The sequence below is a fragment of the Weissella hellenica genome (assembly GCF_005405545.1).
Classification (GTDB): Bacteria; Bacillota; Bacilli; order Lactobacillales; family Lactobacillaceae; genus Weissella; species Weissella hellenica.
The window spans coordinates 25,380-51,316 of the sequence record NZ_BJEG01000008.1 but is presented as its reverse complement, the minus strand read 5'-3'; the positions used below and the strand labels follow the sequence as shown (position 1 = coordinate 51,316).

At 34.9% G+C, this 25,937-nt stretch carries 28 protein-coding genes and 2 pseudogenes; 25 read left to right on the top strand and 5 right to left on the bottom strand.

What is annotated here, in order from left to right:
* Positions 1–19 precede the first annotated feature (19 nt).
* Entirely contained in the window at positions 20–226 is a 207-nt protein-coding gene (locus FFM61_RS05500; protein ID WP_074427631.1) for an Hsp20 family protein, read from the bottom strand.
* Between the two features lie 288 nt (positions 227–514).
* Positions 515–1,396, bottom strand: a complete 882-nt coding sequence (locus FFM61_RS05495; protein ID WP_074427630.1) for a DUF975 family protein — start codon at positions 1,394–1,396, stop codon at positions 515–517.
* 298 nt (positions 1,397–1,694) lie between these two features.
* On the opposite strand from FFM61_RS05495, the gene FFM61_RS05490 reads away from it, so the two are divergent.
* Positions 1,695–2,426, top strand: coding sequence for a hypothetical protein (locus tag FFM61_RS05490; RefSeq protein WP_083194503.1), 732 nt, complete (start codon positions 1,695–1,697; stop codon positions 2,424–2,426).
* Positions 2,427–2,622: 196 nt separating this feature from the next.
* On the opposite strand, the gene yaaA is transcribed toward FFM61_RS05490, so the two are convergent.
* Positions 2,623–3,363 (bottom strand): peroxide stress protein YaaA, encoded by a 741-nt coding sequence (gene yaaA / locus FFM61_RS05485; RefSeq protein ID WP_074427629.1) that lies wholly within the window; start codon positions 3,361–3,363, stop codon positions 2,623–2,625.
* A 233-nt stretch (positions 3,364–3,596) separates the two neighbouring features.
* Here yaaA and FFM61_RS05480 point away from each other — a divergent pair, with 233 nt between their 5' ends.
* Entirely contained in the window at positions 3,597–4,685 is a 1,089-nt protein-coding gene (locus FFM61_RS05480) for a glycerol dehydrogenase (protein WP_074427659.1), read from the top strand.
* 24 nt (positions 4,686–4,709) lie between these two features.
* Positions 4,710–4,874 carry a hypothetical protein gene (locus FFM61_RS08965; protein WP_170214166.1) on the top strand — a complete coding sequence of 55 codons (165 nt, stop codon included), beginning with the start codon at positions 4,710–4,712 and terminating at the stop codon, positions 4,872–4,874.
* 70 nt (positions 4,875–4,944) lie between these two features.
* Here FFM61_RS08965 and FFM61_RS05475 read toward each other — a convergent pair whose 3' ends face one another.
* Positions 4,945–5,496 (bottom strand): DNA-3-methyladenine glycosylase I, encoded by a 552-nt coding sequence (locus FFM61_RS05475; protein WP_074427628.1) that lies wholly within the window; start codon positions 5,494–5,496, stop codon positions 4,945–4,947.
* A 189-nt stretch (positions 5,497–5,685) separates the two neighbouring features.
* On the opposite strand from FFM61_RS05475, the gene FFM61_RS05470 reads away from it, so the two are divergent.
* The 20 genes and pseudogenes from FFM61_RS05470 to FFM61_RS05375 all read left to right on the top strand — a co-directional run bounded on the left by FFM61_RS05470 (position 5,686) and on the right by FFM61_RS05375 (position 23,873).
* The gene (locus FFM61_RS05470) at positions 5,686–7,014 is read left to right on the top strand and encodes a Y-family DNA polymerase (protein ID WP_074427627.1); all 1,329 of its coding nucleotides are present in this window, start codon (positions 5,686–5,688) and stop codon (positions 7,012–7,014) included.
* On the top strand, positions 6,995–7,321 hold the full coding sequence (locus FFM61_RS05465; protein WP_137604613.1) for a hypothetical protein: 327 nt from the start codon (positions 6,995–6,997) through the stop codon (positions 7,319–7,321). Before FFM61_RS05470 ends, FFM61_RS05465 begins: the two co-directional genes overlap by 20 nt.
* 160 nt (positions 7,322–7,481) lie before the next feature.
* Positions 7,482–7,853: a DUF3021 family protein gene (locus FFM61_RS05460; RefSeq protein ID WP_074427625.1), complete on the top strand. Its 372-nt coding sequence runs from the start codon at positions 7,482–7,484 to the stop codon at positions 7,851–7,853.
* Positions 7,854–8,226: 373 nt separating this feature from the next.
* Positions 8,227–8,718, top strand: a complete 492-nt coding sequence (gene purE, locus FFM61_RS05455; RefSeq protein ID WP_074427624.1) for a 5-(carboxyamino)imidazole ribonucleotide mutase — start codon at positions 8,227–8,229, stop codon at positions 8,716–8,718.
* The gene (gene purK, locus FFM61_RS05450) at positions 8,711–9,832 is read left to right on the top strand and encodes a 5-(carboxyamino)imidazole ribonucleotide synthase (RefSeq protein ID WP_083194501.1); all 1,122 of its coding nucleotides are present in this window, start codon (positions 8,711–8,713) and stop codon (positions 9,830–9,832) included. The genes purE and purK overlap by 8 nt, the downstream gene beginning before the upstream one ends.
* 2 nt (positions 9,833–9,834) lie before the next feature.
* The gene (purC, locus tag FFM61_RS05445) at positions 9,835–10,572 is read left to right on the top strand and encodes a phosphoribosylaminoimidazolesuccinocarboxamide synthase (RefSeq protein ID WP_074427622.1); all 738 of its coding nucleotides are present in this window, start codon (positions 9,835–9,837) and stop codon (positions 10,570–10,572) included.
* A 5-nt stretch (positions 10,573–10,577) separates the two neighbouring features.
* Entirely contained in the window at positions 10,578–10,841 is a 264-nt protein-coding gene (gene purS / locus FFM61_RS05440; RefSeq protein WP_074427621.1) for a phosphoribosylformylglycinamidine synthase subunit PurS, read from the top strand.
* Positions 10,838–11,524: a phosphoribosylformylglycinamidine synthase subunit PurQ gene (purQ, locus tag FFM61_RS05435; RefSeq protein ID WP_074427620.1), complete on the top strand. Its 687-nt coding sequence runs from the start codon at positions 10,838–10,840 to the stop codon at positions 11,522–11,524. Before purS ends, purQ begins: the two co-directional genes overlap by 4 nt.
* Positions 11,517–13,751 (top strand): phosphoribosylformylglycinamidine synthase subunit PurL, encoded by a 2,235-nt coding sequence (gene purL, locus FFM61_RS05430; protein WP_074427619.1) that lies wholly within the window; start codon positions 11,517–11,519, stop codon positions 13,749–13,751. The genes purQ and purL overlap by 8 nt, the downstream gene beginning before the upstream one ends.
* Positions 13,736–15,196, top strand: a complete 1,461-nt coding sequence (purF, locus tag FFM61_RS05425; protein WP_074427618.1) for an amidophosphoribosyltransferase — start codon at positions 13,736–13,738, stop codon at positions 15,194–15,196. The genes purL and purF overlap by 16 nt, the downstream gene beginning before the upstream one ends.
* A gap of 27 nt (positions 15,197–15,223) precedes the next feature.
* On the top strand, positions 15,224–16,240 hold the full coding sequence (purM, locus tag FFM61_RS05420; protein ID WP_074427617.1) for a phosphoribosylformylglycinamidine cyclo-ligase: 1,017 nt from the start codon (positions 15,224–15,226) through the stop codon (positions 16,238–16,240).
* Positions 16,240–16,824 (top strand): annotated as a pseudogene (gene purN / locus FFM61_RS05415) (phosphoribosylglycinamide formyltransferase). Before purM ends, purN begins: the two are co-directional and overlap by 1 nt.
* 2 nt (positions 16,825–16,826) lie before the next feature.
* Positions 16,827–18,356 (top strand): bifunctional phosphoribosylaminoimidazolecarboxamide formyltransferase/IMP cyclohydrolase, encoded by a 1,530-nt coding sequence (gene purH, locus FFM61_RS05410; RefSeq protein WP_074427616.1) that lies wholly within the window; start codon positions 16,827–16,829, stop codon positions 18,354–18,356.
* A gap of 14 nt (positions 18,357–18,370) precedes the next feature.
* Complete coding sequence (gene purD / locus FFM61_RS05405; protein ID WP_074427615.1) at positions 18,371–19,603, top strand: phosphoribosylamine--glycine ligase; 1,233 nt, start codon at positions 18,371–18,373, stop codon at positions 19,601–19,603.
* Between the two features lie 240 nt (positions 19,604–19,843).
* Complete coding sequence (locus tag FFM61_RS05400; protein WP_074427614.1) at positions 19,844–20,293, top strand: NUDIX domain-containing protein; 450 nt, start codon at positions 19,844–19,846, stop codon at positions 20,291–20,293.
* 645 nt (positions 20,294–20,938) lie between these two features.
* Positions 20,939–21,580, top strand: a complete 642-nt coding sequence (locus FFM61_RS05395; RefSeq protein WP_074427613.1) for a FusB/FusC family EF-G-binding protein — start codon at positions 20,939–20,941, stop codon at positions 21,578–21,580.
* Positions 21,581–21,773: 193 nt separating this feature from the next.
* Positions 21,774–21,968 (top strand): annotated as a pseudogene (locus tag FFM61_RS05390) (GNAT family N-acetyltransferase); the annotation flags it as partial.
* 379 nt (positions 21,969–22,347) lie between these two features.
* On the top strand, positions 22,348–22,911 hold the full coding sequence (locus tag FFM61_RS05385; protein WP_074427612.1) for a DUF2975 domain-containing protein: 564 nt from the start codon (positions 22,348–22,350) through the stop codon (positions 22,909–22,911).
* Positions 22,912–22,923: 12 nt separating this feature from the next.
* Positions 22,924–23,130: a helix-turn-helix domain-containing protein gene (locus FFM61_RS05380; RefSeq protein WP_003106704.1), complete on the top strand. Its 207-nt coding sequence runs from the start codon at positions 22,924–22,926 to the stop codon at positions 23,128–23,130.
* A gap of 188 nt (positions 23,131–23,318) precedes the next feature.
* Positions 23,319–23,873, top strand: a complete 555-nt coding sequence (locus FFM61_RS05375; protein ID WP_083194498.1) for a DUF975 family protein — start codon at positions 23,319–23,321, stop codon at positions 23,871–23,873.
* A 292-nt stretch (positions 23,874–24,165) separates the two neighbouring features.
* On the opposite strand, the gene FFM61_RS05370 is transcribed toward FFM61_RS05375, so the two are convergent.
* Positions 24,166–24,618, bottom strand: a complete 453-nt coding sequence (locus FFM61_RS05370; RefSeq protein ID WP_074427611.1) for a MarR family winged helix-turn-helix transcriptional regulator — start codon at positions 24,616–24,618, stop codon at positions 24,166–24,168.
* 108 nt (positions 24,619–24,726) lie between these two features.
* Here FFM61_RS05370 and FFM61_RS05365 point away from each other — a divergent pair, with 108 nt between their 5' ends.
* Together FFM61_RS05365 and FFM61_RS05360 are read left to right on the top strand one after the other, a co-directional pair.
* Entirely contained in the window at positions 24,727–24,990 is a 264-nt protein-coding gene (locus tag FFM61_RS05365) for a hypothetical protein (protein WP_083194495.1), read from the top strand.
* A 29-nt stretch (positions 24,991–25,019) separates the two neighbouring features.
* Positions 25,020–25,682 carry a zinc-binding alcohol dehydrogenase family protein gene (locus FFM61_RS05360; protein WP_083194494.1) on the top strand — a complete coding sequence of 221 codons (663 nt, stop codon included), beginning with the start codon at positions 25,020–25,022 and terminating at the stop codon, positions 25,680–25,682.
* Positions 25,683–25,937 lie beyond the last annotated feature (255 nt).

Below are 25,937 nucleotides of genomic sequence, written 5' to 3'. Positions count from 1 at the left end.
AGTATCTGCCAGGCCTTTTTTAGCTGTTTAAATTAATCAATTGAAATAGAATGTGTCCTACAGAATGTTCTTGAGTTAATATGTTACCTTGATCATCTTTATCAGTTTTAGAAGCATGTTTTGTAGCAGAAATCGTTAACGTATTCCCCTGATAGCTTAGATTAATATCGTCCTTATTAATACCAGGTACATCAACTGATACTTCATAATGATTGTCTGAATCCACAACATCACTCTTTAATTGTTGAGTAAATGGTGTTAGATGATTAAAATCATTGAAAAAGTGATTCCAGTCTTAAAACATGTCATTGAATCGATTTGATAACTCATTTGCATAATAATAACCTTCATCTTCATTGTAGTAGCTAAATTTTAATAAGGCATTAGTGGACCTAATCAATATGAGATAACATATAATGGTAGTGTCATTTATGAGTGCTTAAAAAATAAAATAGCGTAAAATGAAAAGGGCGTCAATCTACCAAATTTGGTTAGATTAACGCCCTTTAACTATCTAATACGTTGAATTTGGTTGTAGGACAATTGCTTTAATAGGACCCTGTTTATCCGTTACTTCTGTTGCTTTATTTCTTTGAGTGTTGTTTATAACATCGTAATAACCAGCTAATGTTAAGTATATGTAAGGCATAACATAGAAACTAGCTAATCCTAAAGTAACACCAATTAACAAAATCCACCAAAAGAAACTAAGATGCATGACGAAAAGCTCCCAACGATGACCTTTCATCAACTCACGTGATTTAGCGACTAATTTAAATCCTTTTGTTGAAGGACTATCTAAACCAACAAAGGGGATGAAAATATACTTATACTGTTTCATCAGGTAAATAATACCAAAGACGACAAATACTATAAAGCTGATGATAAAGGCTACTACAAGGAATGTCGGTATGCTTATGTTGTTTAGAGCATATAGAGTCATTGTAATACTTGATAATCCGATACCTGTCCGACCAAAACTGATTAGTAAGGCCCAACCAACTAAGAAAAGAAATGTCATCCAGATGCTTAACCAGATAGTTTTTTGCCATTTTTTAGTGAAATACGTTTTAAACCATGACTCTACAGGTTTGGCAGTAGTAGTTTCATCACGCATTTGTTTTAATGACTGATATTCAGCAACATAAATAGTGTATGCGGTGATAATTGCAAAGACAAAACTAAATAGTACCTCAAACACTGCCTGACCAGTCGGTGTCTCATTTTGCCCTGTAGTAATACTTGTTGTAACATAAGAATAGATGAATATTATATAAATAACAATCATCCAAGGAGCAATTAAGCCGACGTTTCCCCATAAATCTCTGTGTAGAACATCCTTAGCTTGACGTTTAATTTTTTTACGTATTGTTTTACGATTATATGTCTGATCCATATTGATTACCTCCTCATAATACACCACTTAATTATATTAACAGGGTAACATAGGTAAAGTATGATTGCATTTGAGACAGGTTGTATATTTAAAGGTAAACTGGATAAAAGTTGTTTTGGAGGAGAAATGTAAATTGTATTGAGACTTCAGATTTTTAAAACGTGTTTATGCTACAATTAAAAAGTTAATAAAAGTTAAATAACATTGTTGATGTCAAGCTGCTATATGAATTATTTATTTGAAAACTTATAGAATAGAAGATTAATTTAGTGCTTCTCTAAAATGAAAAGGAGATTATATGAAAATTCAGGCTGAAATGACAGTTACACCAGATTTCGTTGAATTGGTATTTAACAATGAACAGAGTAGACTATATATTCACCACAATTTCAAATATGGTCAACCATTGTCAGGCGTTTATTTAAATTTTAAAAATAGAAATCTGCAATCAGCTAGTTTACAACCAGCTGATGTGGGAACGGTTATTCAACTAATATCACCTAAAGATATCGATGAAACAGCGTTATTAGAAAGCATTAAAAAAACAGTAAGTAATAAAAAGCTTAGTGTAGTTACTGATAATCAAAACCTCATTGATTATATAGAAGGAATAGTTTTGCTGCTTGATCAATTTATGTATGCGATAATTCCTAAAACAAAAGTTTCTGCCAAAACCCAGCATCGTTGGAAAAAATCGATTGCTGATGTTACTTTTATGGTAGATGCATTTGGTAGCAAAGCAACTGTCTTTTGGCAAAAACGTCAGGAGTTGCGTATTGCTAAAGGGGCTATTTTAAGAAAAAATTATTCGTTAAATAAAGATGGTTCTGTTGGTTTAGATGCTCGTATGGGGACGCAGTTACGTCAAGAACAAGCAAATAAAATAGAAAAATCTATCACGACAGAAGATATTATTTTAAAAAGTGTTAATGAAGTTGGTCTTTTTCTTTACTTTGGTGGGACTAATAGCTGGTTAGTACTCAAAGACTCAGATAATAAATCAATTGATGAATATGCTATTGTTAAATAATAAAGCACAAGTAATCGTGTATTTGTTGGGGATGTTCAAAGAAGACATATTATCAAGGCATTGTTCGTTTGAGTAAACATAACTGGCAAAACGAATCAATTAAGGTTAAAAAACAGAAGAGCTACTGCTTAAGTGATAGCTCTTATGTTTTTTGTGTAGGTGAAAGGATAAGATTTAAATTGTAGTAGCGATGAATTTACTGATAGATAAAAACTAATTTATGATCAGTTGATTGTGATGCATCAAAAGAATATACAGCTGTTTTAAATTGTTTCAGTTCATCAATAGTTTTTAGTTTATTTTCAACAATAAAGCGCACCATTTCACCACGAGCTATCTTAGCATCGGTAGCTTTAATTTTTAGTTTTCCTGATACAATGTGTGCAAATATAACATCAATAAATTCGTCCTCAGGTTGTAAAAAAGGACATATTGATTGTGCATATTCTTTAGATGCTAAATTAATAATAGGTCCCTGGTTACGGACCGTTTGGTATAATGTATCTCCCCAAAATTCATAAAGATTACGACTATCGTTAACTTTTAACCGAGATTTCATCTCCAAACGATAAGGCACAATACCATCAAATGGACGTAATATACCGTAAAAAGCAGATAAAATCCATAAATGCTTCTGAAGATAAGTTAATGACTGTTCACTCAAAACGTTTGGCGCCATATACTGATACTGAATGCCAATATAACTGAATATAGCGGGTGTTAATACGTTATTTGAATTTGTGTGATGAAGTTGGTTGTAGTTTTCAGTTGTTAATTTATCACTAGTTTGCCACAATTTTTTTAGTTCATCATAAGAAAGTGATAATAGTTTGCGTTTAATTAGTAAGGATTTTTCTAAGTAGTGTGGCGTATTAGTTGGTGTGAAATCGTCTTGATCAACTGTCATTTTTTTGGCAGGTGAAATAATAATTTGCATGTTAATTGTTCTCCGTGAATTGTGAATTAAATATTTTTGGTGTTAGTGCTATTATGATCTTTGTTGTAATATAGCTATTATCCAATAATATTTGAATATATACAATTTTAAGTGGCATGCGAGAGTTGTGATTTTGAACGTTAGTAAGCATATAAGTAGTCATCTAACGCAGATATTGTTAGACTGTATATAGTGAAATAAATCACAATATACTTTTATGGGAGAAAATTATGATTAAAGCATTTTCAAGTCCAGCACATTATGTACAAGGTAATGGTGTATTAGATCAGCCAAAAGAATATCTTGAGAATTTGGGGAAGCAACCGATATTGCTTTGTGATGACATTGTTTGGGAGATTGTTGGTAAAAAATTAAATCAAACCTTATCAAGTGATTTTACGGTAACTCGTGTGACCTTTGGTGGCGAAGCTTCTGAAGAAGAAATTATGCGCGTCGTTGGAATAGGTAAGCAAGAAAATAATGATTTTATTATTGGCTTAGGTGGCGGTAAAACACTTGATACAGCTAAAAATATTGCTGATAAACTAGCAGTACCAGTAGCTATTTTACCAACGGTAGCCTCAACTGATGCGCCATGTTCAGCTTTGTCAGTGTTGTATACGCCAGAAGGACAATTTACGAATTATGCTTTCTATGATAAAAATCCAGATATTGTGTTGGTAGATACGAAAGTTGTTGCTAATGCGCCAGTTAGAAGTTTAATCGCTGGTATTGGGGATGCGATGGCAACTAATATTGAAGCACAAGATGTTGCTAAGGGACACAATAAGTCCATGCTTGGTCAAGCCCCAACATTAGCCTCATTAGCGATTGCACAAACTTGTGAAGATAATTTATTTGCGCATGCTCATGAAGCTGTGGCAGCGGCTGAAGCACACGTTGTAACAGCAGCATTGGAAACAATTGTTGAAGCCAACACATTATTAAGTGGTATTGGTTTTGAAAGCTCTGGATTAGCAGCTGCGCATGCGATTTACAATGGTTTCACTGTATTATCTGGCGAAAGCGAAACCATGATGCACGGTGAGAAAGTTGCTTATGGCTATTTATGTGAATTAATGTTGGACAACGTGCCAGCGAAAGTATTAGATAAGTATATTGATTTTAATCAATCGCTTGGATTACCAACTACCTTGGCAGACCTACACTTAGAAGATGCTACTTATGAAGATTTTTTGAATGTTGGTAAGCAAGCAACTATTCCTTCTGAGACGATTCACCAAATGCCATTTGAAGTGACAGCTGAAGATGTTGCAAATGTTATTGTAGCAGTTGATTGTTATGTGAAATCTCGTAAATAAGAATAAGTTATTGTAAAAGGGGGCATGATGGCAGCTTTAAATAGAAAACATGCAGAATTTTCGGATAACGAAGCTTTAGCTGAACAAGAAAAGTTAAATAGAGAATTTAAAAGAGCCACTAGATCGCTACCTAGACAGGAAGTAACACAAGCTGATTTGGCAGCGATGATTAAGCATAATGAATGGTAGGGTTTATACCTAGGGGACATAAAAGACGTTCAACATTAAAATTGTTGGACGTCTTTTATTATTTATTAGGTTATTTTTTAAAACAGTTTACCTGATGATCATTTATAATACCTGACGCTTGGAGAAATGAGTAAGTCGTAACTGGACCGGTAAATGAAAAGCCGGCATTTTTTAGACTTTTACTGACAATTAGCGCTAGTTGATCATATTTTGGTATTGCTTCAGATGAGGCATAGTGATGGCAAATTGTATGATTCCCCGTGAATGACCAAATATATTCACTAAATTGATTATTAGGAAACTTTGTTTGGATAATTTTGGCATTATTAATGGTGGCTACTATTTTACGCTTATTACGAATAATACCGTTATTATGCATCAAGTCACTGATTTTATCATCATCATAACGGGCGATTTTTTCAAATTCGAAGTCATCAAATGCTTGTTTAAAATTTTCTCGTTTATTTAAAATAAGTTGCCAACTTAGTCCACTTTGGAAAGCTTCAAGAGTTAACAACTCGAAAAGTCGTTTACTTTCCGTTGTTGGGGTACCCCATTCATAATCGTGATAGTCTTTTAATAATTGATTACCAGGTTGTGCCCAATCGCAGCGCTGCTTCATAATTATTTGCTCCTTATCATATGTTGACATCAAAGAGAAATTGTTAGTGTTCATTAATTGTACCGCGAACAACGATCAGTATACAGGGAAAAATTTTATCACTGGTAAACGGAGATTGATTAATTAATGCGTTAGGTTTAAACTAACGTTATACAGTTAAACTTATAATTTAAGATTGGAGGGAAGATTATGAATTTTTCAGATGTGACTGGTCATGAGCTAAGAAGGAAAGTTATGGTGATTGATTCAAAAAGCTTTTATGCTAGTGTGGAATGTGCCGATCGTGGGTTAAATCCATTAACTTCATTATTGGTTGTTATGAGTCAACAGGAAAACACTAATGGCGGACTCGTATTAGCCGCTTCACCTCGTGCAAAAAAAGAATTGGGTATTAAGAATGTCATGCGCCAACGTGACGTGCTAAAAGATTTGCGACTATTAATTGTTCAGCCACGAATGAATCGATATATTGCTGTAAATAAAAAAGTTAATGATATTTTTCGTCAATTTGTTGCTGAAGAGGATCTTCATTTATATTCCATTGATGAAAGTATTCTTGATATAACGGATTCCTGGAAATATTTAAAATTTATCTATGGTAAAGATTTAACCTTAAAAAAATTAGCACGAATTATTCAATTAAAAGTAAAAAAAGAATTAGGATTATATGTAACAGTTGGGATTGGTGACACAATTGCAATGGCTAAAGTAGCTTTAGATATTCAAGCAAAGCACGATTTTGATTTAATTGGAGAATGGCATTTTGAAACCTTACCGGAACATTTGTGGCCCATTACAAAATTGAATGAGGTGTGGAGTATTGGTCTAAAAACAGCAAAAAAATTAAATCGGTTAGGCATTTTTTCAATGTATGACTTAGCTATGACAAACCCGTATTATCTTAAACAAAAATTAGGTGTTCGTGGTGAAGAATTATTTGCGCTAGCTTGGGGAGTTGATCGTAGCATTGTTAGTCATAAACATAAGGTTAAAGCGAGAAATATTTCTAATAGCCAAGTTTTACCACGCGACTATAATGATGCGCTTGAAATTAAAGTTGTTATTCGTGAAATTGGCGAACAAGTTGCTGCACGTTTACGTGCCAAGCAATTAGCAGCTGGTACGGTATCATTATTTGTTGGTTATGCTTACGCAACAGGTGAGCAAAAACAGACACATGGTTTTAATGTTCAAATGAAAATTGAACCATCAAATTTGTCACATATCATTAGCACTGCCTTAATTGATTTATTTGAGGAACACTATACAGATGGTAGTGTACGTAATTTGGGTGTATCGGTTGGTAAATTACAACCAGCAGGTTACGAGCAATTGGATTTATTAACACCGGTTGTAGAGCAAATTAATGCGTCTAGAATTGATCAAGTAGTTGATGATATTAGAGAAAAATTTGGTATCACTAGTTTAGTAAAATTATCATCGCTAAGTATAGGTGGGACAATGATGCAGCGTGCGGGGTTAGTTGGTGGTCATAACGGTGGTAACGCTTATGGATAATCAGGATGAATTACACTATAAGTTAATAAATGCAGCTCGTTTTTTTCAAAATGATTACCAAGATAGAGGTATGGTTAAATGGCAAGGTTATTTCCTTAGTGATCATACTGAGGATGTTGGTAAATATTCTAAAAATCGTATGGATAACAGGATGCGTGAAGACCATGAAGAGATGTCTGAAGAGTCGATTAGTCAACATTTGATGCAAGCCTTTGATCAGCAGTTTTCAGTAACTATTCAATTAAGAAATCATAATGCTGAAGGAATTGTTAGCCCTTTATATCATGGGAAAGTACTAGGCTTTTAGGATAATAATGTCGTACTTGCAAATAATATAAAAGTATTCTCGCTGTCAGATATTTTATATGTTGAATAATTAATGTAAATGCTGTTACAACAGTGTTTTCGTCCTATATAGTATAATTTTAGTGTAATAGGAGTGTACATTAACAGGAGGTTGATTACTAATGGGCGTTCAGTTACTTCTTAAAGGGACAATTTTTGGTGGGATTCCTTTTATTATTATGAGTATCATAGCGTATGTTCTTTATTTGCAAAATGACTTTTCCAATGCGAAGAGTGTTTTATGTGTGGCACTAATGGCGTTATTTATTGGTTTTGCTACAATTATTTATGATATTGATCAGTGGACCTTGATTAAGAAGACAATTATTCATTTTTTGTGTATGTTGGTAACAATTTATCCAATACTATTATTTAGTGGATGGTTTCCGTTGACAGGGTTAAAAGACGCTTTAATTATTTTGGGATACTTTACAATGACAGGTGTGATTTTGTGGCTAATTTTACTTTATCTTGCTAAGAAATTTAACTGGTAATGGTTTTAAAAGAATGATATTAACAGTGTTTGTACCAATTAGTGCTTATGAATTAGTAAGAGATAGCTGTTTATGACCGTCTTGTATGAATAAAAGGTTATAGTACTATCAAAAGCATCACTAATTAAAATTAATTAATAAAAAAGAGGCAAAGCGAAAGGAATAATTTTCGTTTTGCCTCTTTTTTTAGATCAAGTATCTAAAAGCGGTGGTGCTCTTACTTTAAAAAACGAACTAAATTAAATATTTAATCTATAAATAAACCGTTTATCCGAATAAATACGAACGAAAAACATTGACTTACTATTTAAAGTTAAGTATTATGAAGGTGAAAATAGACATTGTGATAAAGCATTTAAAAGGTGAGGAATAAATGGTTGCAAATGAAGTTGCAGTATTAATGGGTTCAATTTCAGATTGGTCAACAATGAAATTGACATGTGAACAGCTTGAAAAGTTAGGGATATCTTTTGAAAAAAAGATCATATCAGCTCATCGTATGCCGAATGAATTACAAGAATTTGGTGAAAATGCGCGTAATAAGGGTATAAAAGTCATTATTGCAGGTGCGGGTGGTGCAGCACATTTACCTGGAATGATTGCAGCTAATACAACATTACCGGTAATTGGCGTTCCGATTAAAACGCGAACATTAAATGGTATGGACTCATTACTATCAATTGTACAAATGCCAGCAGGAGCACCGGTTGCAACACTTAGCATTGGGGATGCTGGTGCTAAAAATGCAGCTATTTTAGCAGCACAAATGTTGGGGATTACACAAACAAGTGTTCAAGAAAAGTTAATTGCATTAAAAGAAACACAACGCCAAGCGGCTATTGAAAGTGAGGCACGTTTTGATTAAAACCATTTTGCCACCAGCAACCATTGGCATTGTGGGTGGGGGACAATTAGGACAAATGTTGGCGTTAAGTGCTAAAAGTATGGGATATAAAGTTGGTATTTTAGATCCAACTCTAGATGCACCAGCAGCTCAAGTTGCTGATTTTCAAATAACAGCTGACTATGACGATGAAGCAGCATTATTAGAACTTGCGCAGCGGAGTGCGGTGTTAACTTACGAATTTGAAAATGTAGCGGAAAAAACGTTGCAAAAGGTAACTGCGTATACGTCCTTACCGCAAGGAATCAACTTATTACACGTTAGTGGTCAACGTTTAAGAGAAAAAAGCTTTTTGAAAAATATACAAGTCCCAGTAACGAATTTTGCCTCAGTTACGGACGAATCATCATTACAAGTAGCTATTGAGAAAATAGGTTATCCTGCACTTTTGAAAACAGTTAGTGGTGGTTATGACGGGCATGGCCAGTTAGACATTAATAACCCAAGTGATATTAGTAAAGCGTCACAATTGTATGAACAAGTACCATGTATTTTAGAAGCGCGACAGGCTTTTCAAGCAGAAGCTTCAATGATGGTAACGCGGGATCTTAACAAACAAATTTATACTTTTCCTTTGGTAACCAATCAACATAAAAATCATATTTTACATACAACAATTGCGGCTAATCAATTTTCTGATACATTGCGGCATAAAGCGCAAACTTATGCTGAAAAGATTGCGAATGAGCTAGACCTTTATGGTGTCTTAGGCATTGAATTTTTTGTCATTAATGATCATGAATTAGTCGTTAATGAATTGGCACCACGACCACATAATTCTGGTCATTATACAATTGAAGCTTGCAATATTTCACAATTTGAAGCGCATATTCGTAGTATTTGCGGTTTACCAATACCATATATAAAGCAAGAACAGCCAGCAGTGATGCGTAATTTATTGGGAAATGATTTAACTTTAGCCCGTGAATTATTCAATAAGCATCCCGAATGGCATTTTCATGATTATGGTAAAAGTGGGATTAGACCGCAAAGAAAATTAGGTCATATTACGGTTGTAGGTAAGGATGTTGATGAGTTATTAGCAACAACAGCTATGTTAAAGGGAGAAGATTAACGATGACTGAATTGGCAGAAGTTGAAAAACAAGAATTGTTATATCGCGGCAAAGCAAAGGAAATGTATACCACTAATTATCCTGATATTTTGTGGGTGCACTACCTTGATCAGGTAACAGCGTTGAATGGTAAACGTAAGGTTCAAATGGCAGATAAGGGTAAAACAAATTGCGCTATTTCAACACAATTATTTACGGATTTACGCAATCAAGGTATTGAGAATCACTTTATTAAACAGATTGGGCCAACAGATCAATTGGTACAACGTGTAAAAATTATTCCGTTGGAAACCGTTATTCGTAATAGTGCATCAGGTAGCTTTGTAAAACGCTATCAGACAGAATATTTACAAGAATTTGCACAACCAGTCATTGAATTCTTTTATAAAAATGATGCATTAGACGATCCTTTTTTAAATGATGATGATGCTTTAGCGCTAGAACTTGCCACAAGAGAGCAAATTTCAAAAATTCGTCAGATTGCCTTGCAGGTTAATCAACATCTAATAAAAATTTTTGAAAAAATAAACGTTCAACTGGTCGACTTCAAACTTGAATTCGGGATAACAAATACAGGCGATGTTATTTTAGCAGATGAGTTATCACCTGATAATTGTCGTTTAGTTGACATGCAAACAAAACAGTCACTAGATAAGGATATTTTCCGACAAGGGCTGGGTGACATGGTCCCCGTTTATGAAGAAATTTTGCAACGTTTACTACATTCAGAGGAGGCTTAATAGCTATGACAGTCGTTAAAGTTTTTGTGAATTATAAAGAATCAATTCTAAACCCAGAAGCTCAAGCTATTCAACAGGCCCTTGGGCGCCTTGGCTATGATAATATTACGCAATTAAAAGTTGGTAAGTCATTTGAATTAACTTTTGCAGATGGCATGACGCGTGAAGCAATTGAGAAAGAAGTTAATGAAATCAGTGATCGTATGTTGGCAAACTACAACATGGAGAATTATACCTATGAAATTAGTGAGTCGGAGGATTTGTCATGAACTTTGCGATTTTAGCATTTCCAGCATCTAATTGTGAGTTAGATGCTTATTATGCGATTACTGATGTTTTTGGTGAAGAGGCAGCCTTAGTTTCATATGATTCAGAATCATTAATTGATTTTGATGCTGTCATTGTACCGGGTGGTTTCTCTTATGGTGATTATTTACGTAGTGGCGCTATTGCACGTTTTGCACCAATCATTCCTGCTCTACGTGAATTTGCTGATAGTGGTAAGCCAGTTATTGGTATTTGTAATGGTTTTCAAATTCTAACTGAAGCAGGCTTGTTACCGGGGACGCTACAAAAGAATACAGTCGCACAATTTGTATGTCGTGATCAAAAGTTGATTGTTACAAATAATCAAACCCCATTTTCTGATTTGTATGATGATCAAGAGGTGATTACGTTACCAATTGCGCACGGTGATGGCAATTACTATTGTGATGATAAAACACTTAAAAGTTTAAAAGAAAATAATCAAATTGTTTTTAAGTATCAAAATAACCCTAACGGTAGTTTATCGGATATCGCAGGTATTACAAACCAACAAGGAAATGTATTGGGCATGATGCCACACCCAGAAAGAGCAGTTGAAAAAATTTTAGGATCTGATGATGGTGTGAAAATATTTACAGCAATGATTAACTTTGTTAAGGAACGTGAGGTAGCTTTTAATGAGTAATGTCGGTGTCCAAACTACAGAAATTTCACCAGCCACCATTGAAAGTCAAAAACTTTACCAGTCACTAGGTCTTTCAGATGATGAATACCAATTAATTAAAAATGAAGTACTTGGTCGTTTACCCAATTATACTGAGGTTGGTCTGTTTTCAGGTATGTGGAGTGAACATTGTTCATACAAAAATTCAAAACCGGTTTTGAAAAAATTCTTTTCAAAGGGTAAACGTGTCGTGAAAGGTCCTGGTGAAGGTGCCGGGATTATTGATATTGGCAACGGTCAGGGAGTTGTTTTCAAAGCGGAGAGTCATAATCATCCGTCAGCTGTAGAACCCTTTCAAGGTGCAACAACTGGTGTTGGTGGTATTTTACGAGATATTTTTTCAATGGGTGCACGGCCAATTGCTAGTTTAGATAGTTTACGATTTGGCACACCGCGTACAGCAGCTGATCGGTATTTAATTTCCCAAGTTGTTGCTGGAATTGCTGCATACGGTAATTGTATTGGAGTACCAACTGTAGGTGGTGATATCGCCTTTGACGATGCTTATTCACAAAACCCGTTAGTAAACGTCATGTGCGTTGGACTGATGGATTTGGATAAAATTCAAGTTGGTGCTGCAGCTGGTGTTGGTAACAGTATTATTTATGTTGGAGCTAAGACGGGGCGTGATGGGATTAATGGTGCATCGTTCGCATCAGCTCAATTTGATTCTGAACATGAAAGCCAACGTTCTGCAGTGCAAGTTGGTGACCCTTTTACTGAGAAGTTAGTTATGGAAGCGTGTTTAGAAATTAGTACTAATCATGCAGACGCTTTGATTGGTATGCAAGATATGGGAGCAGCAGGTTTAGTTTCTTCTTCAGCAGAAATGGGATCAAAAGCTGGTGGCAATGGTATGATTTTGGATTTGGACTTAGTGCCCCAGCGAGAAGCCGACATGACACCATTTGAAATGATGCTATCTGAATCACAGGAACGGATGTTGTTGTGTGTCAAAAATGGTTATGAAGAAGAAGTACTAGCAGTCTTTGCTGAATATGGTGTAGAGGCTGTTAATATTGGTCATGTGACTGATAATGATCATTATCAATTAATTCATCATGGTGAAATTGTTGCTGATGTGCCAGTTGATGCATTAGCCTCACAAGCACCTGTTTATCATCGTGAAAGTAAAATACCCGCTCGGATTGAACAAGCAAGTGCAACGCAATTTGTTCCCGATATTTCTTCAGCTACTGAGGTTTTGCAGCAAATGTTGGCACAATTAACAATTGCTTCTAAAGAAAGTCTATACGAAACCTACGATTCACAAGTTCAAACAAATACGCTAGTGAAGCCTGGTTCGGATGCAGCAGTTATACGAGTTCGTCATCATGACAAAGCACTAGCCATGACAACAGATGTTAATGGTCGTTATTTGTACTTGAATCCGCGAGTTGGTGGACAAATGGCTGTTGCTGAGGCGGCTAGAAATATTGTGGCTTCAGGAGCTTTACCACTTGGTATCACAGATTGTTTGAATTTTGGAAATCCAGAAAAGCCAGAACAATTTTATGAATTAGACCAAGCTGTACAAGGTATGAGTGAAGCATGTGAAATGTTTGAGACAGCTGTTATATCAGGAAATGTTTCTTTGCATAATGAATTTAATGATGTACCAATTTATCCCACACCAATGGTTGGAATGGTTGGGCTAATTCAAGGCTTAAAGCATATAACAACACAAGATTTCAAACAAGCTGGTGACTTCGTTTATGTTATCGGGCAAACATATAATGATTTTAATGGTTCAGAAATCCAAAAAATGCAAACAGGTAAAGTATCAGGGCAATTATTTGATTTTGACTTAGATAACGAACTTAAAATGCAAAATTTGGTCACACAAGCCATTCAAAACGATTTATTAAATAGTGCGCACGATGTATCAGAAGGTGGATTGATTGTTGCAATTGCCGAAGCAACCTTTAAAAACCAGTTAGGGGTTAATTTAACCAGTGAATTAACAGTACGTCAATTTTTCGCTGAAACACAATCCCGTTTTGTTGTGTCAGTAAGTCCGGAAAATAAGGTTGCCTTTGAACAATTAGTGGGTGACGATGCAACTCGTTTAGGACAAGTAACTGACGATGATCATTTGCATGTAACCGCACAAGACGGGGCCTTTGACCTAGCAGTTTCACAAGCATTGAATATTTGGAAAGGGGCTTTACCATGCAGTCTGAAGTAAGTCATTTAAATGAAGAATGTGGTGTTTTTGGTGTTTGGGGTACCTCTGACGCAGCATTCTTAACCTATACTGGTTTGTTTTCCCTACAGCATCGTGGTCAAGAAGGTGCAGGAATTACAATTAATAATAATGGTCAGCTGAGAACGAAGCGTGATTTAGGATTACTAAATGATGTGTTTGATACAGTAGAGCTTGAAAAATTACAGGGCCAAGCAGCTATTGGGCATGTGCGTTATTCAACAGCAGGAAGTAATTTATTAGAAAATATTCAACCACTACCTTTTAATTTTAGCGATACACAATTTGCTCTTGCACATAATGGTAACTTGACGAATGCACAAACAATTCGTCAAACGTTGGAAGACAGAGGTGCTATCTATCAATCAAGTTCAGATTCGGAAAACCTCATGCATCTTATTCGTCTAAGTAAAGAGCCAACGTTAGATGAACAAGTAAAAGATGCTTTACGCCAAATTAAAGGTGGCTTTGCCTATTTGCTTTTAACAAAAGATTGTCTTTATGCAGCACTTGATCCAAATGGTTTTCGACCACTTGTTGTTGGTAAACTACCAAATGGCGGTTTTGTCGTTTGTAGTGAAACTTGTGCATTAAATGCGGTTGGGGCTACTTTTTTGTGTGATGTACAACCTGGTCAATTATTAAAAATTGATCATAATGGATTATCAGTCTCAACTTATGCAGCAGATACACAACTAGCAATTTGTTCTATGGAATTTATTTATTTTGCACGCCCAGATTCAGATATTTATGGGGTTAATGTTCATTCTGCCCGTAAGCGAATGGGTGCTCTATTAGCTAAGGAACAAGCTGTCGATGCAGATATCGTAATCGGTATACCGAATTCTTCACTATCAGCCGCTATGGGTTACGCACAAGAATCAGGACTCCCATATGAGATGGGGTTGGTTAAAAATCAGTATTCTGGTCGGACATTTATTCAACCAACTAAAAAATTACGTGAACAAGGCGTCAATATGAAGCTTTCGGCAGTAAAGGGTGTTGTGGCAGGAAAACGAGTTGTTTTGGTTGATGACTCCATTGTAAGAGGCACCACTAGTCGCAGAATTGTCAAGTTGTTAAAGGATGCAGGCGCAACTGAGGTACATCTACGAATTGCATCCCCAGAACTAAAATACCCCTGTTTTTATGGTATTGATATCCAACATGCCAGTGAATTAATTGCAGCCAATCAAACGCTGTCAGAAATGTGCCAAACATTTGGTGCTGATTCATTAGGATTTTTGAGTGTCCCAAGTCTGATAAAGGCAGTGGGCTTAGAAACAGGCGCACCAAATGGTAGTTTATGTGTCGCTTACTTTGATGGTAAGTATCCAACGCCGTTATATGACTATCAAAAACAATATGATGCAGAGCAAGAAGCATTACATCATCGTGATGTAAAAACAATCGCTACAGTATTATAAATAAAGCCAACAGGGAAGGATCATAAAATGGATGCCTACAAAAAGGCGGGTGTTGATATAAATGCAGGATATCAACTTGTCAACCAAATTAAGGAATTAACACAAAACGAGTCACTAGGTTCATTTGGCGGGTTGTTTCCGTTAGATATTGGATCGTATCAAACCCCAGTGTTGGTTGCAGGTACCGATGGTGTTGGGACCAAGTTGTTGGTTGCTATTCAGGCGCAACAAAACACACAAGTTGGTATTGATTTGGTGGCTATGTGTGTCAATGATGTTTTAGCACAGGGTGCGAAACCATTATTTTTTCTAGACTATATTGGTACGGGTCATTTAGATGCGACACAAGCCAAAGATATTTTGACTGGTGTGGTTGCAGGTGTTAGACAAGCTGGCGCTGTTCTACTGGGTGGTGAAACAGCTGAAATGCCAGATATGTATCATGATCAGCATTATGACTTAGCGGGATTTGCAGTTGGTATTGCTGATAAAGCGCAGTTATTAACAGCTGATAATACCAAAGCTGGAGATGTATTGATTGGCTTAGCTTCAAATGGCTTACATTCAAATGGCTTTAGTTTGGTGCGTGATATTTTATTTAAACAGCATCATTATGCATTAACGGATATTTTACCCGGGCACAAACAAGATTTGCAGACAGAATTATTGAAGCCAACACGCATTTATGTGGATGCAGTTTATCCGTTGATACAACAAAATCAAGTACATGCTATTGCTCATATTACCGGTGGTGGCTTAATTGAAAATGTTGGTCGCATTTTAACTGATGAATTAGATGCTGAAATTAACGTTGATGCGTGGCCACTTCCCAAAATCATGCATTCACTCCAAGAACTTGGACAACTCACGTTTTCAGATATGACGAAAACTTTTAACTTAGGTATTGGTATGGTGTTAGCAGTTGATCCCAAAAATGTTAAGGCTGTTATGGACGCTTTACAGCAGACAGGGGAACAAGCCTATCAAATTGGTCATATTATACCGGGAACACGGCAAGTTAATTTGAAAGGTGAGTTGCAGTAATGTCAACGATCAAAAAAATAGCGATTTTTGCTTCGGGTGAGGGCACAAATTTTACAGCGCTGTGTCAGGCCTTTGACTATGAAAAAATGCCAGTTAAAGTTACTTTGCTAGTATGTGATCATCAAAATGTTAATGTCTTACAACGGGCAAAGCAAGAACAAGTACCTAGTTTGGTTGTTAACTTTAAAGACTATGCCGATAAGGCCGCAGCATAGGCAGCTATTATCAAAAAATTAGCGGCTGAACAAATTGATTTTATTTTGTTGGCTGGTTATATGCGTATTGTGGGGCCAACTTTATTAGCGGCATATGCTGGCAAAATTATTAATATTCATCCAGCGTTATTACCTCATTTTCCTGGTCGTCATGGAATTGAAGATGCCTATCAAGCAGGTGTTTCAGAAACTGGGGTTACGATTCATTGGGTTGATGAAGGCATTGATTCTGGTCAAATTATTGCACAACATAAAGTACCAATCTATAAAACGGATAAATTAGCGGATCTTGAACAAAGAATTCATCAAACAGAACATACATTTTATCCATCAATTGTTAAAGAGCTATTAGAAAAAGGGGAATTCTAAAAATGACTAGAAAAGCGTTGTTAAGTGTGTCAGATAAAACTGGGTTACTTGAATTTGCACGTCAGTTAATTGACTTAGATTTTGAAATTATTTCAACCGGGGGTACAAAAAAGGCACTTGAAAAAGGTGGACTAGCGGTAACAGGTGTTGAAGACATTACAGGATTCCCTGAAATGTTAGATGGTCGTGTCAAAACTTTACATCCCAAAATTCATGGTGGTTTATTAGCAAAACGTGATAACCCAGCCCATATGGCACAATTACGTGAAGTAGACATTGCACCAATTGATTTAGTGGTCGTTAACTTGTATCCTTTCAAGGAAACAATTGAAAAGCCTGATACAACTGAAGTAGAAGCCATTGAACAAATTGATATTGGTGGTCCGTCGATGTTACGTGCAGCTGCCAAAAATTTTGCGGATGTTTTGACGGTTGTGGATCCAGCCGATTATGAACCAGTCGTATCATTTTTAGAAGCTGGCCATAATGATTTAGCATTTAAAAAAGAACTGGCAACTAAGGTATTCCAGCATACTGCTGCATATGACACCCTAATTGCGAATTACTTAACAACTGAAGCATTCCCTGAAAAGTTAACGTTAACGTATGAAAAGCAACAAAGTTTACGCTATGGTGAAAATAGTCACCAAAAAGCAGCGTTTTATCGTAATCCTATTCCTACAAAGTTGTCAATTATCACAAAACAATTGCATGGTAAGGAACTATCATTTAACAATTTGAAAGACGCTAACGCAGCTTTGAACATGGTTAGTGAATTTTCAGAACCTTGTGTGGTGGCAATGAAACACATGAATCCATGTGGCGTTGGTATTGCTGATAATATTGAACAAGCTTGGGATGAGGCATACGAATCAGATCCGATGTCTATTTTTGGTGGTATTGTCGCAGTTAATCGTGAAATTGATGCCGCAACTGCACAAAAGATGCATGAAATTTTCTTAGAAATTGTAATTGCACCGTCATTTAGTGCCGAAGCTTTAGAAATTTTAGGTAAGAAAAAGAATATTCGCTTATTACAAGCTGATTTGAGCCATGCTGATGAAGCGGAACGTTTTGAGACTATTGCAGTTAGTGGTGGTTTGCTTGTACAAGAAACGGACCGACAAGTTGAAGCAGCACCAAGTTTTACAGTCGTGACAAAGAAACAGCCGACAGCTGAGCAATTAAAAGCATTACAATTTGGGCAACATGTTGTGAAGTTTGTAAAAAGTAATGCTGTTGTTGTTACGACGGCTACAAAGACATTAGGTGTCGGTATGGGACAACCTAACCGTATTGATGCAACCAAGATTGCCGTACAAAAAGCGATGGCAAAGGATGGTTATGAAGATGCTATTTTAGCGTCAGATGCCTTTTTCCCAATGGATGACTGTGTAAAGTATGCAGCACAACATAATATTAAGGCTATTGTACAACCAGGTGGTAGTATCCATGATAAGGATTCAATCGCCATGGCCGATAAGTATGGTATTGCAATGGTAACGACTGGCGTACGCCATTTTAGACATTAGGAGGGCTTACTTTAATGTTTAATGTTCTGGTCATTGGTTCTGGCGCACGTGAACACGCGATTGCGACAACTTTTTTGCATAGTCAACAGGTACAGACGGTTTTTTGCGCTCCGGGGAATCCTGGCATGCAAATAAGCGGTATTGAAACAGTAGCAATTTCAGAAAATGATTTTGAAAAATTAGCTATTTTTGCGGTGCAACAACAGATAGATTTGGTTTTTGTCGGACCAGAAGCGCCGTTAGCTAATGGTATTGTTGACTTTTTATCGGCGAAAGGCATTCAAGTTTTTGGCCCTAATCAGGCCGCTGCCAGATTAGAAAGTGATAAACAGTTTGCTAAAGAGTTTATGAAACGTAATCACGTGCCGACTGCAGATTTTAATGTATTTACTGATGTGGCGCAGGCTTTAGATTACAGCCAGCAGTTATCACTACCAGTAGTCATTAAAGAGAATGGTTTAGCAGGTGGTAAAGGTGTCCAAATTGTCAAAGACACTGATGAATTATCTTCAGCTTTACATGATGGCATCCAAAAATCTCATCAAGTTCTTGTAGAAGACTATTTAGTGGGTGAAGAGTTTTCATTAATGGTATTTGTTGGTGGACCTGAGCCAATTATTTTACCTATCTCGCAGGATCATAAAAGAATTTTTGAAGGCGACCAGGGACCTAATACAGGGGGGATGGGCGCTTATTCACCCGTTCCTCATATTACGGATGATATTATTGCGCAAGTTAAAAAAACAATTGTCGCACCAATTATGACTGGTTTACAAAATGAACATTTAATGTATGCAGGTACCTTATATATTGGATGTATGTTAACTAGTGGTGGTATTAAAGTCATTGAGTTTAATGTTCGTTTAGGTGATCCTGAGACACAAATTTTATTACCACAGTTAAAGAGTGATTTTTATACCGCAATAACTGATTTAATTGCTGGTAAGAGTCCACAAATGATTTGGCAAAATAAAGATTACTATCTAGGAACGGTTGTTGCTGCACCGGGCTATCCAAGTGATCCTCAACAGCATATTGCGTTACCCGATTTACCAGATAATGTCTTTTATGGTGGTGTTGTGGCAGAAAATCAAAAATTATATAGTTCGGGCGGACGTATTTTTACTTTGATTGCACATGCACCAACACTTAAAGATGCCCAATTAATTGTTAATACTAGCTTAGCTAATTTGAACTTAGCTAATTTTTATTACCGTAAAGATATTGGATTTCATGATTTAGATTAAACAAGACTATCATGTTTTGTTTGAATAAATGAGACTAAGCAGCTAATTTTTTATAGAATTAGCTGCTTTTGGCATACCATTAAACAAGAAAGTAAATTATTACATCTATATACTAAGAGTGGTTATAGATTGACGGGCCGCGCAGAAGTGCATATTAAAGAAGCGATGGATCTAGTATTTTTAATTAAATATATATAGTAGCCTTTACGGACGGTAACTTGTAAGAAAGGAATTTATTGTATGGATAGATATAAAACAACGGCAGCCGTTTTTGCATTAATTATGAATAAAACACATGATAGAATTTTATTACAAAAAAGAGTTCATACAGGTACAAAGGATGGCTTCTATGATTTAGGAACAGCGGGTCATGTTGAAGATGGTGAGTCTATGCGTGAAGCATTATCTCGTGAATTGAAAGAAGAGCTTGGGTTAGCGGTAAAACCAGAAAGTTTAGCATTTTCATCTATCATGCATAAACGTTATCAAGATACGAACACCCCTTATTTTAACGGCTATTTTATACTTGATAATTATCGAGGTGAACCAAAGATTTTAGAGCCTCATAAAAATGCAGCATTAATATGGGCTTCTTTAGATAATTTACCAGAAAATTTAATTGCGGATCGTAAAGTCGCCATTAAAAATTATTTGGAGCATATTTCGTATGTTGAAGACGGTTGGCATTAAAAATAAAAATTAAAGCATTTGAAGTAAACAAGATATTTGATTTAGTAAAAAAGCATGCCGTGATAGCATGCTTTTTATGTGATTAAATGTTTGTTAATTATTTCTTAACGCCCTAACAGTGTTACCAATGAGAACAGTGACAAAAAAGACGAGTAAATAAATTTTATTTGCTACTGTCAATGAAAATAAATTTGGAAATAATAAGGAAAATAAAAATCAAACCCATGGTCTCCATGGCTATTAGATAAAACTTTTTTCATATTATTTCTCTCCTTTGATAAATAAATTAAAATTTCGTTTATTAGATAAAAGTGCCATGTTTGCTATTAGCATAGAAAAATGCTACGTAATAGCGATGTTTTAATGATTAATTACTATACAACCGTAACAAATCTAATGACTTATGTAAAATTATGAAATCATTGGTTAGTTTAATGATTACCAAGCATTTTTATAATAATAATGCTTATATGCAAGGGGGATTTGTTTTTTTAAAACAGATTTGATAAACTAGGATAACTCTAGGAGGTGATCAAATGATACGTATAGTATCTGCTAGTGATAAGGTTAACGACTGTTAATCGAATCACTAGAAAAAACTTTCTTTCTAATGATTCAAATCGTAAGAAAAGAAAGGGAAAAATTATGACACTAACCATACAACCTTATCAGTATATGAAAGTTAATGACATTGTTGATAACTTGGTACATCAATATCAATCGGTCAATGATTTACGAACGGTAAGTGCATTACAGGAATTAGCCGCTGAAGAAATACGTGAAACTATTCCTGGGGATGAGCCTATCGTTGAACAGTTAATTTTAAATATCATGGATCGACGATTACGACACCGTGCGACTGAAAAGATGGTGCAAACGTTACAAGCGTTTATCGTACCCTTTGCGACACCAAACAAAAAGCAAATCCAGCAAACATTTAAAAAGGCAAAGAAGTTGACGTTACCAGATTTATCAGTAGTGGATTGGCGTGAGTATACTTTTTTTGCTTGGAATGATGTTGCAACACGCCGTAAATATATCTTGTACTATGAACAAGAAGAACTTTTAGGATTAGTTGGGGATGTTTCAAGCCCAATTGTACGAGGGTACTGTTCGATTTGTCAGCATGAAGAAAATGTGACGATGTTTTTGGCCCTAAATAAGCGTCATGGGGATGGTCGCTATACTAAAAAAGGTAATTATATTTGTGTTGATAGTTTACAATGTAATCGTAATCTACATGAACGTGTGCTTTTTGATAGATTTGTGACAACAATTAAAAATTGATAAAGTAAAATATAAATTTTATGAATTAAATCGGTTACTCTTAAGTAACCCTAAGCCTCGTGCTCAAAGCACGGGGCTTTTTTCAGGCCATCATATATTTTAAGTGGCAAGATGGCCATGTTATTGCGTATGCACGTGTTTTTAAAGAAAATAACATAGCGGTGTTTGATAGAGTTGGTGTAAAAAGGATTTTCAAGGAAATTGGTTAGCAAATGAATTAATGGAAAAGATTTTTGATGTACTGAATGAAAATTTCAAAAATGGTGAAGTTAGGATTATTGCCCAGATTGAAGTACAGCATTTTTATGAAAAGTGGGGCTTTACAGTAATTGGCGAACCCTATATCCATGAACAAACCCCACATATTGATATGCAATTAATTAAATAGAATTTTATATTTTAATTTATAGAAGAAGTAGGTAACCTGATAACTATAGGTTATTTACTTCTTTGTTTTTAATATCTATAACTTTAAGTAGTTGTTATGTTTAAAGTTTGTTGACCTTTTAATAATTTAAGGAGAACAAAACACTGATTGTATAAATCACTATATTTTCTTATTTTGATGTATAGCAATTTTTATTAGAGTGAATTATTGAAAAAAGAATGAATGTATCAAAAGTCTAAAACGATAGTGGGTTAACCTGAGAATTAATTCTTATTTACTTTTTGTATTCTGTACTGATATATATTTCTTTACAAACGCTAATTATTGTTTTACAATAATTTATATTCGAAAAAGAGTAATTTTGAATGCGGGAGAAAAAATGGCAAAATCTAAGATTAAAAATATGTCGTTAACAATTTTTAAAGGCCTAACATGGTTAGTGCAGTTAATATTAATGATTGCAGCCTTACAAAATGTTTATTGGCTAATTCGATCAATTAACTCAGCTAGCAATAGTATGTATAGTAAATTTTTTGTGTATTATTTCAAAATCATTACACCTAATACATTAGGACAACAATTTTTAAGTGGTATAACGATCATTATTCATCTAATAATCATTATCATGATTTTTATCATTATGATAATGATTAGAAAATTAATTACTAGTATTCAACAGGGAAACTATTTTACAACCGTTAACTTACGTTATATAAAAAAGTTATTTTTAGCAGCAATAACAGCCGTTGTAACACAATTCATGCAATTAGTATTACTTTATCCTTGTATTGCATCTAACGACCTCCATGTATCAGCCATTCGACGAAATGATAGTGTCGGATTGTGGCTAACAGAATTATTATTTGTTGTTATTTTGTATGTTGTTTATCAGGTATTTAATTCAGGTATGCAACTGAAGGTTGAAAATGATGAATTTGTTTAGTTGGAGAAGGATATGATCTTAACAAAGTTAGATTTTATGATGTTAAAGCGACATATATCAGGAAAAGAATTAGCTGAACAGATTGGCATTACGCCCGCTAATTTATCAATTTTAAAGACAGGAAAGGCAAAAGGTATTCGTTTTTCTACTTTAAATAAGTTATGCCAAGTGTTGGATTGTCAGCCAGGCGATTTATTTGATTATGAAGAAGATGAATAATCTGCGTATTGCCTAGATGGGGGGAATGTATCATGAATAATAGTTAATTAAAATTAAATGCAAAAAAACTACTGAAGCAGCATTTAAGTTTTTTTCTAATATTATTTATACCGTATTTTATCTATTTCTATTTACAATGTGTTTTGGATTTTTTAGCACTGGATTTAGAGGCAATTTATAGAGGGCTATTGCTAACGAATAACGCATCTTCGCAAGCCGAGTCCTTATTGATTACGAACAACAATTTCAGTAGTTCGTCATTATCAATGACTACGACGCTTGTATTTAGTATTATTACAAGTGGTCTATTATTTGTTGTACTTGATGCGATTAGAGATCGTGAAGATTACACACAACCTATTAGAAAATGGGGAACGATTTTTTCCAATGGTTCTTATTTCATTGGGGCGATAGTGATCTTGATTTTACAAACTATCTGGACTGTACTATGGACAGTACTTTTGATTGTTCCTGGTATTGTTAAATCATTAGCATATTCACAAGCAATATTGATATATCGTGATGCTGTGGATAGCGGTGAATCAATCGGTTATATTGAAGCGATTTCTAGAAGCCGTGAATTGATGGATGGTCATAAATGGCAGTACTTTAAATTATTGATTAGTTTTATTGGTTGGTGGATTTTAGTTGTTCTAACAGCAGGGTTATTAGTAATCTGGGTAGGACCTTATTATCAAATGGCAAAAGTTAACTTTTATAACAGCTTAGTTAACAATAACTAGTTAAAGTAAATCCGAGTATTTAGTGGTATAACTAGGATAATACGTTTCTATGTCAAGTGGTGTAAAAAAATATAAAATCGACTTAAAAAATTTATGGAATATAGCTTGTGAATCTGATGATTTTTGTCAGATTCGCAAGCTTTTTTACGTTGATTGTATGAGAGAAAGAAGTGAGTGAAAAACAAGAGTCTGAAGCCTCAATGTTTACAGGTTTATAATTAATATATTTTAACCAAAAAGGCGTTGGGACATCTTCTTTTGTCCCAACGCCACCAAAATATGATTAAAGAGATTAATCATTATTTTTACTAGTAGGTGCATTTTTTAAAATGGCTTTGTTTAGTAATTTTAAACTATCAATAATTGTCTCTTCTTGCTGTTCTGTGATGTCACTTAATACTTGTTCCATAGTTTTAAATCTTGCGATTTTGATATCACTGGATAAAGTTTCACCAGCCAGACTTAATGTAATGACCCGACTACGGTTGTCGTGATTATTTGTTTTGGTTTGAATGAGATTTTTAGTTTCTAAACGTTGAATTTGGCGACTAATGGTTGAATGTGGACGTCCCGAAAAGTTACTTAATTTCTGAACAGTGACAGGCTGCATATGAGAAATAGCTATAAATAAGGGGAATAACTTAAAATCAAGTTCAATGTTATTTGTTTCTAGTAAAAATTTATCATTTTCCGGTTTATTAAAAAAGGTGACTAGTTTGATGACTTCGGTATATATTTCTTGCATTTTTTTAGTTTCCATATTGCTATTATAAACTTAATACGTGCATTTTGCACGGATTGTGCTACACTTATTTATGTGCAAAATGCACGTAAATAAAAAGGGGATTTTTATATGAAAGCAGCAGTTGTTACAAATAAAGGAATTTTACTAGTAATTAAAGAAATACAAGAACCTACAGTGTTGTCTGATGATGCTTTAATGTTAAACGTTAAAGCAAGTGCATTAACTATCGTTAGTAAAGGTGTGTCTTTAGGAAATCATTATTCTAGTGATGATGCATTTTCTAAAGTTGCTGGTATGGAAGGAGTTGGTGAATCTGATAGTGGCGAACGTTATTATTTTTTAATGGGTCAAAAGGAATATATGGTGCATTAGCTGAAAAGACAGTTGTTGATAAACATCGAATGGTAAAGGTACCCGAAAGACTAGATACAATTACCGCCGCCGCAATTGCTAATCCAGGAATGAGTTCATATGCAGCATTGGTAAATCGAGCTAAAATTACTGAAAATGATGTTGTTTTAGTTAATGGTGCTACTGGTACAGCGGGGACACTAGCAATTAAAATGGCGTACGGTTTGGACGCCAAAAAAGTTATTGCATTAGGTCGCGATAAAGAAGCTTTACAAACTGCTGGTGCAGATTTTTATCTAGCATCAAACGATTATGAAGGCAAAAGTCAATCTCAATATATAGAAGATTTAGGTCAAATTATTGCTGATGTTACGATTGTCTTAGATTACTTATGGGGAGATACTGCTGAAAAAATTATGCAAGCACTTTATAAATTTAGTAATCGTCAATCAGAAATCCGTTATGTTCAAATAGGAACATTAGTAGCCTCAAATATTAATTTACCTGGGGCTTTATTAAGGTCAACTAAAATAACTTTATTGGGATCAGGAATGGGATCACTTCGTGGTAAAGAATTAGTTTCAGCAATTGAGAATGTACTTGAGTTAGCAATTATAAATAACTGGCAAGTTGCTACTAACATATTTAAATTAGAAAATATTAAAGAAGCTTGGAACGCACCTAGCCACCCAAGACCAATTATTATTATTTAACTTTAATTTGTTTTCATTTTGTAAATGATGATTGTTGGTTTAAAAAGTGTTTAATTGCTTTCTTTATATGGTCTGAAAGACATTTTATTTCGGCAAACGATCATTCTTAAGTAAATAAGCATTGAGAATTTGTGAAATGAATTTTTTAGTTCAAAATATGGTTAACATAAAAGAATGCCACAAACACTGATACTATCGTGCTCGTGGCATTCTTTTATGTTATAATATCCAAACGGGTTAAAGGCGGTGGCTGAC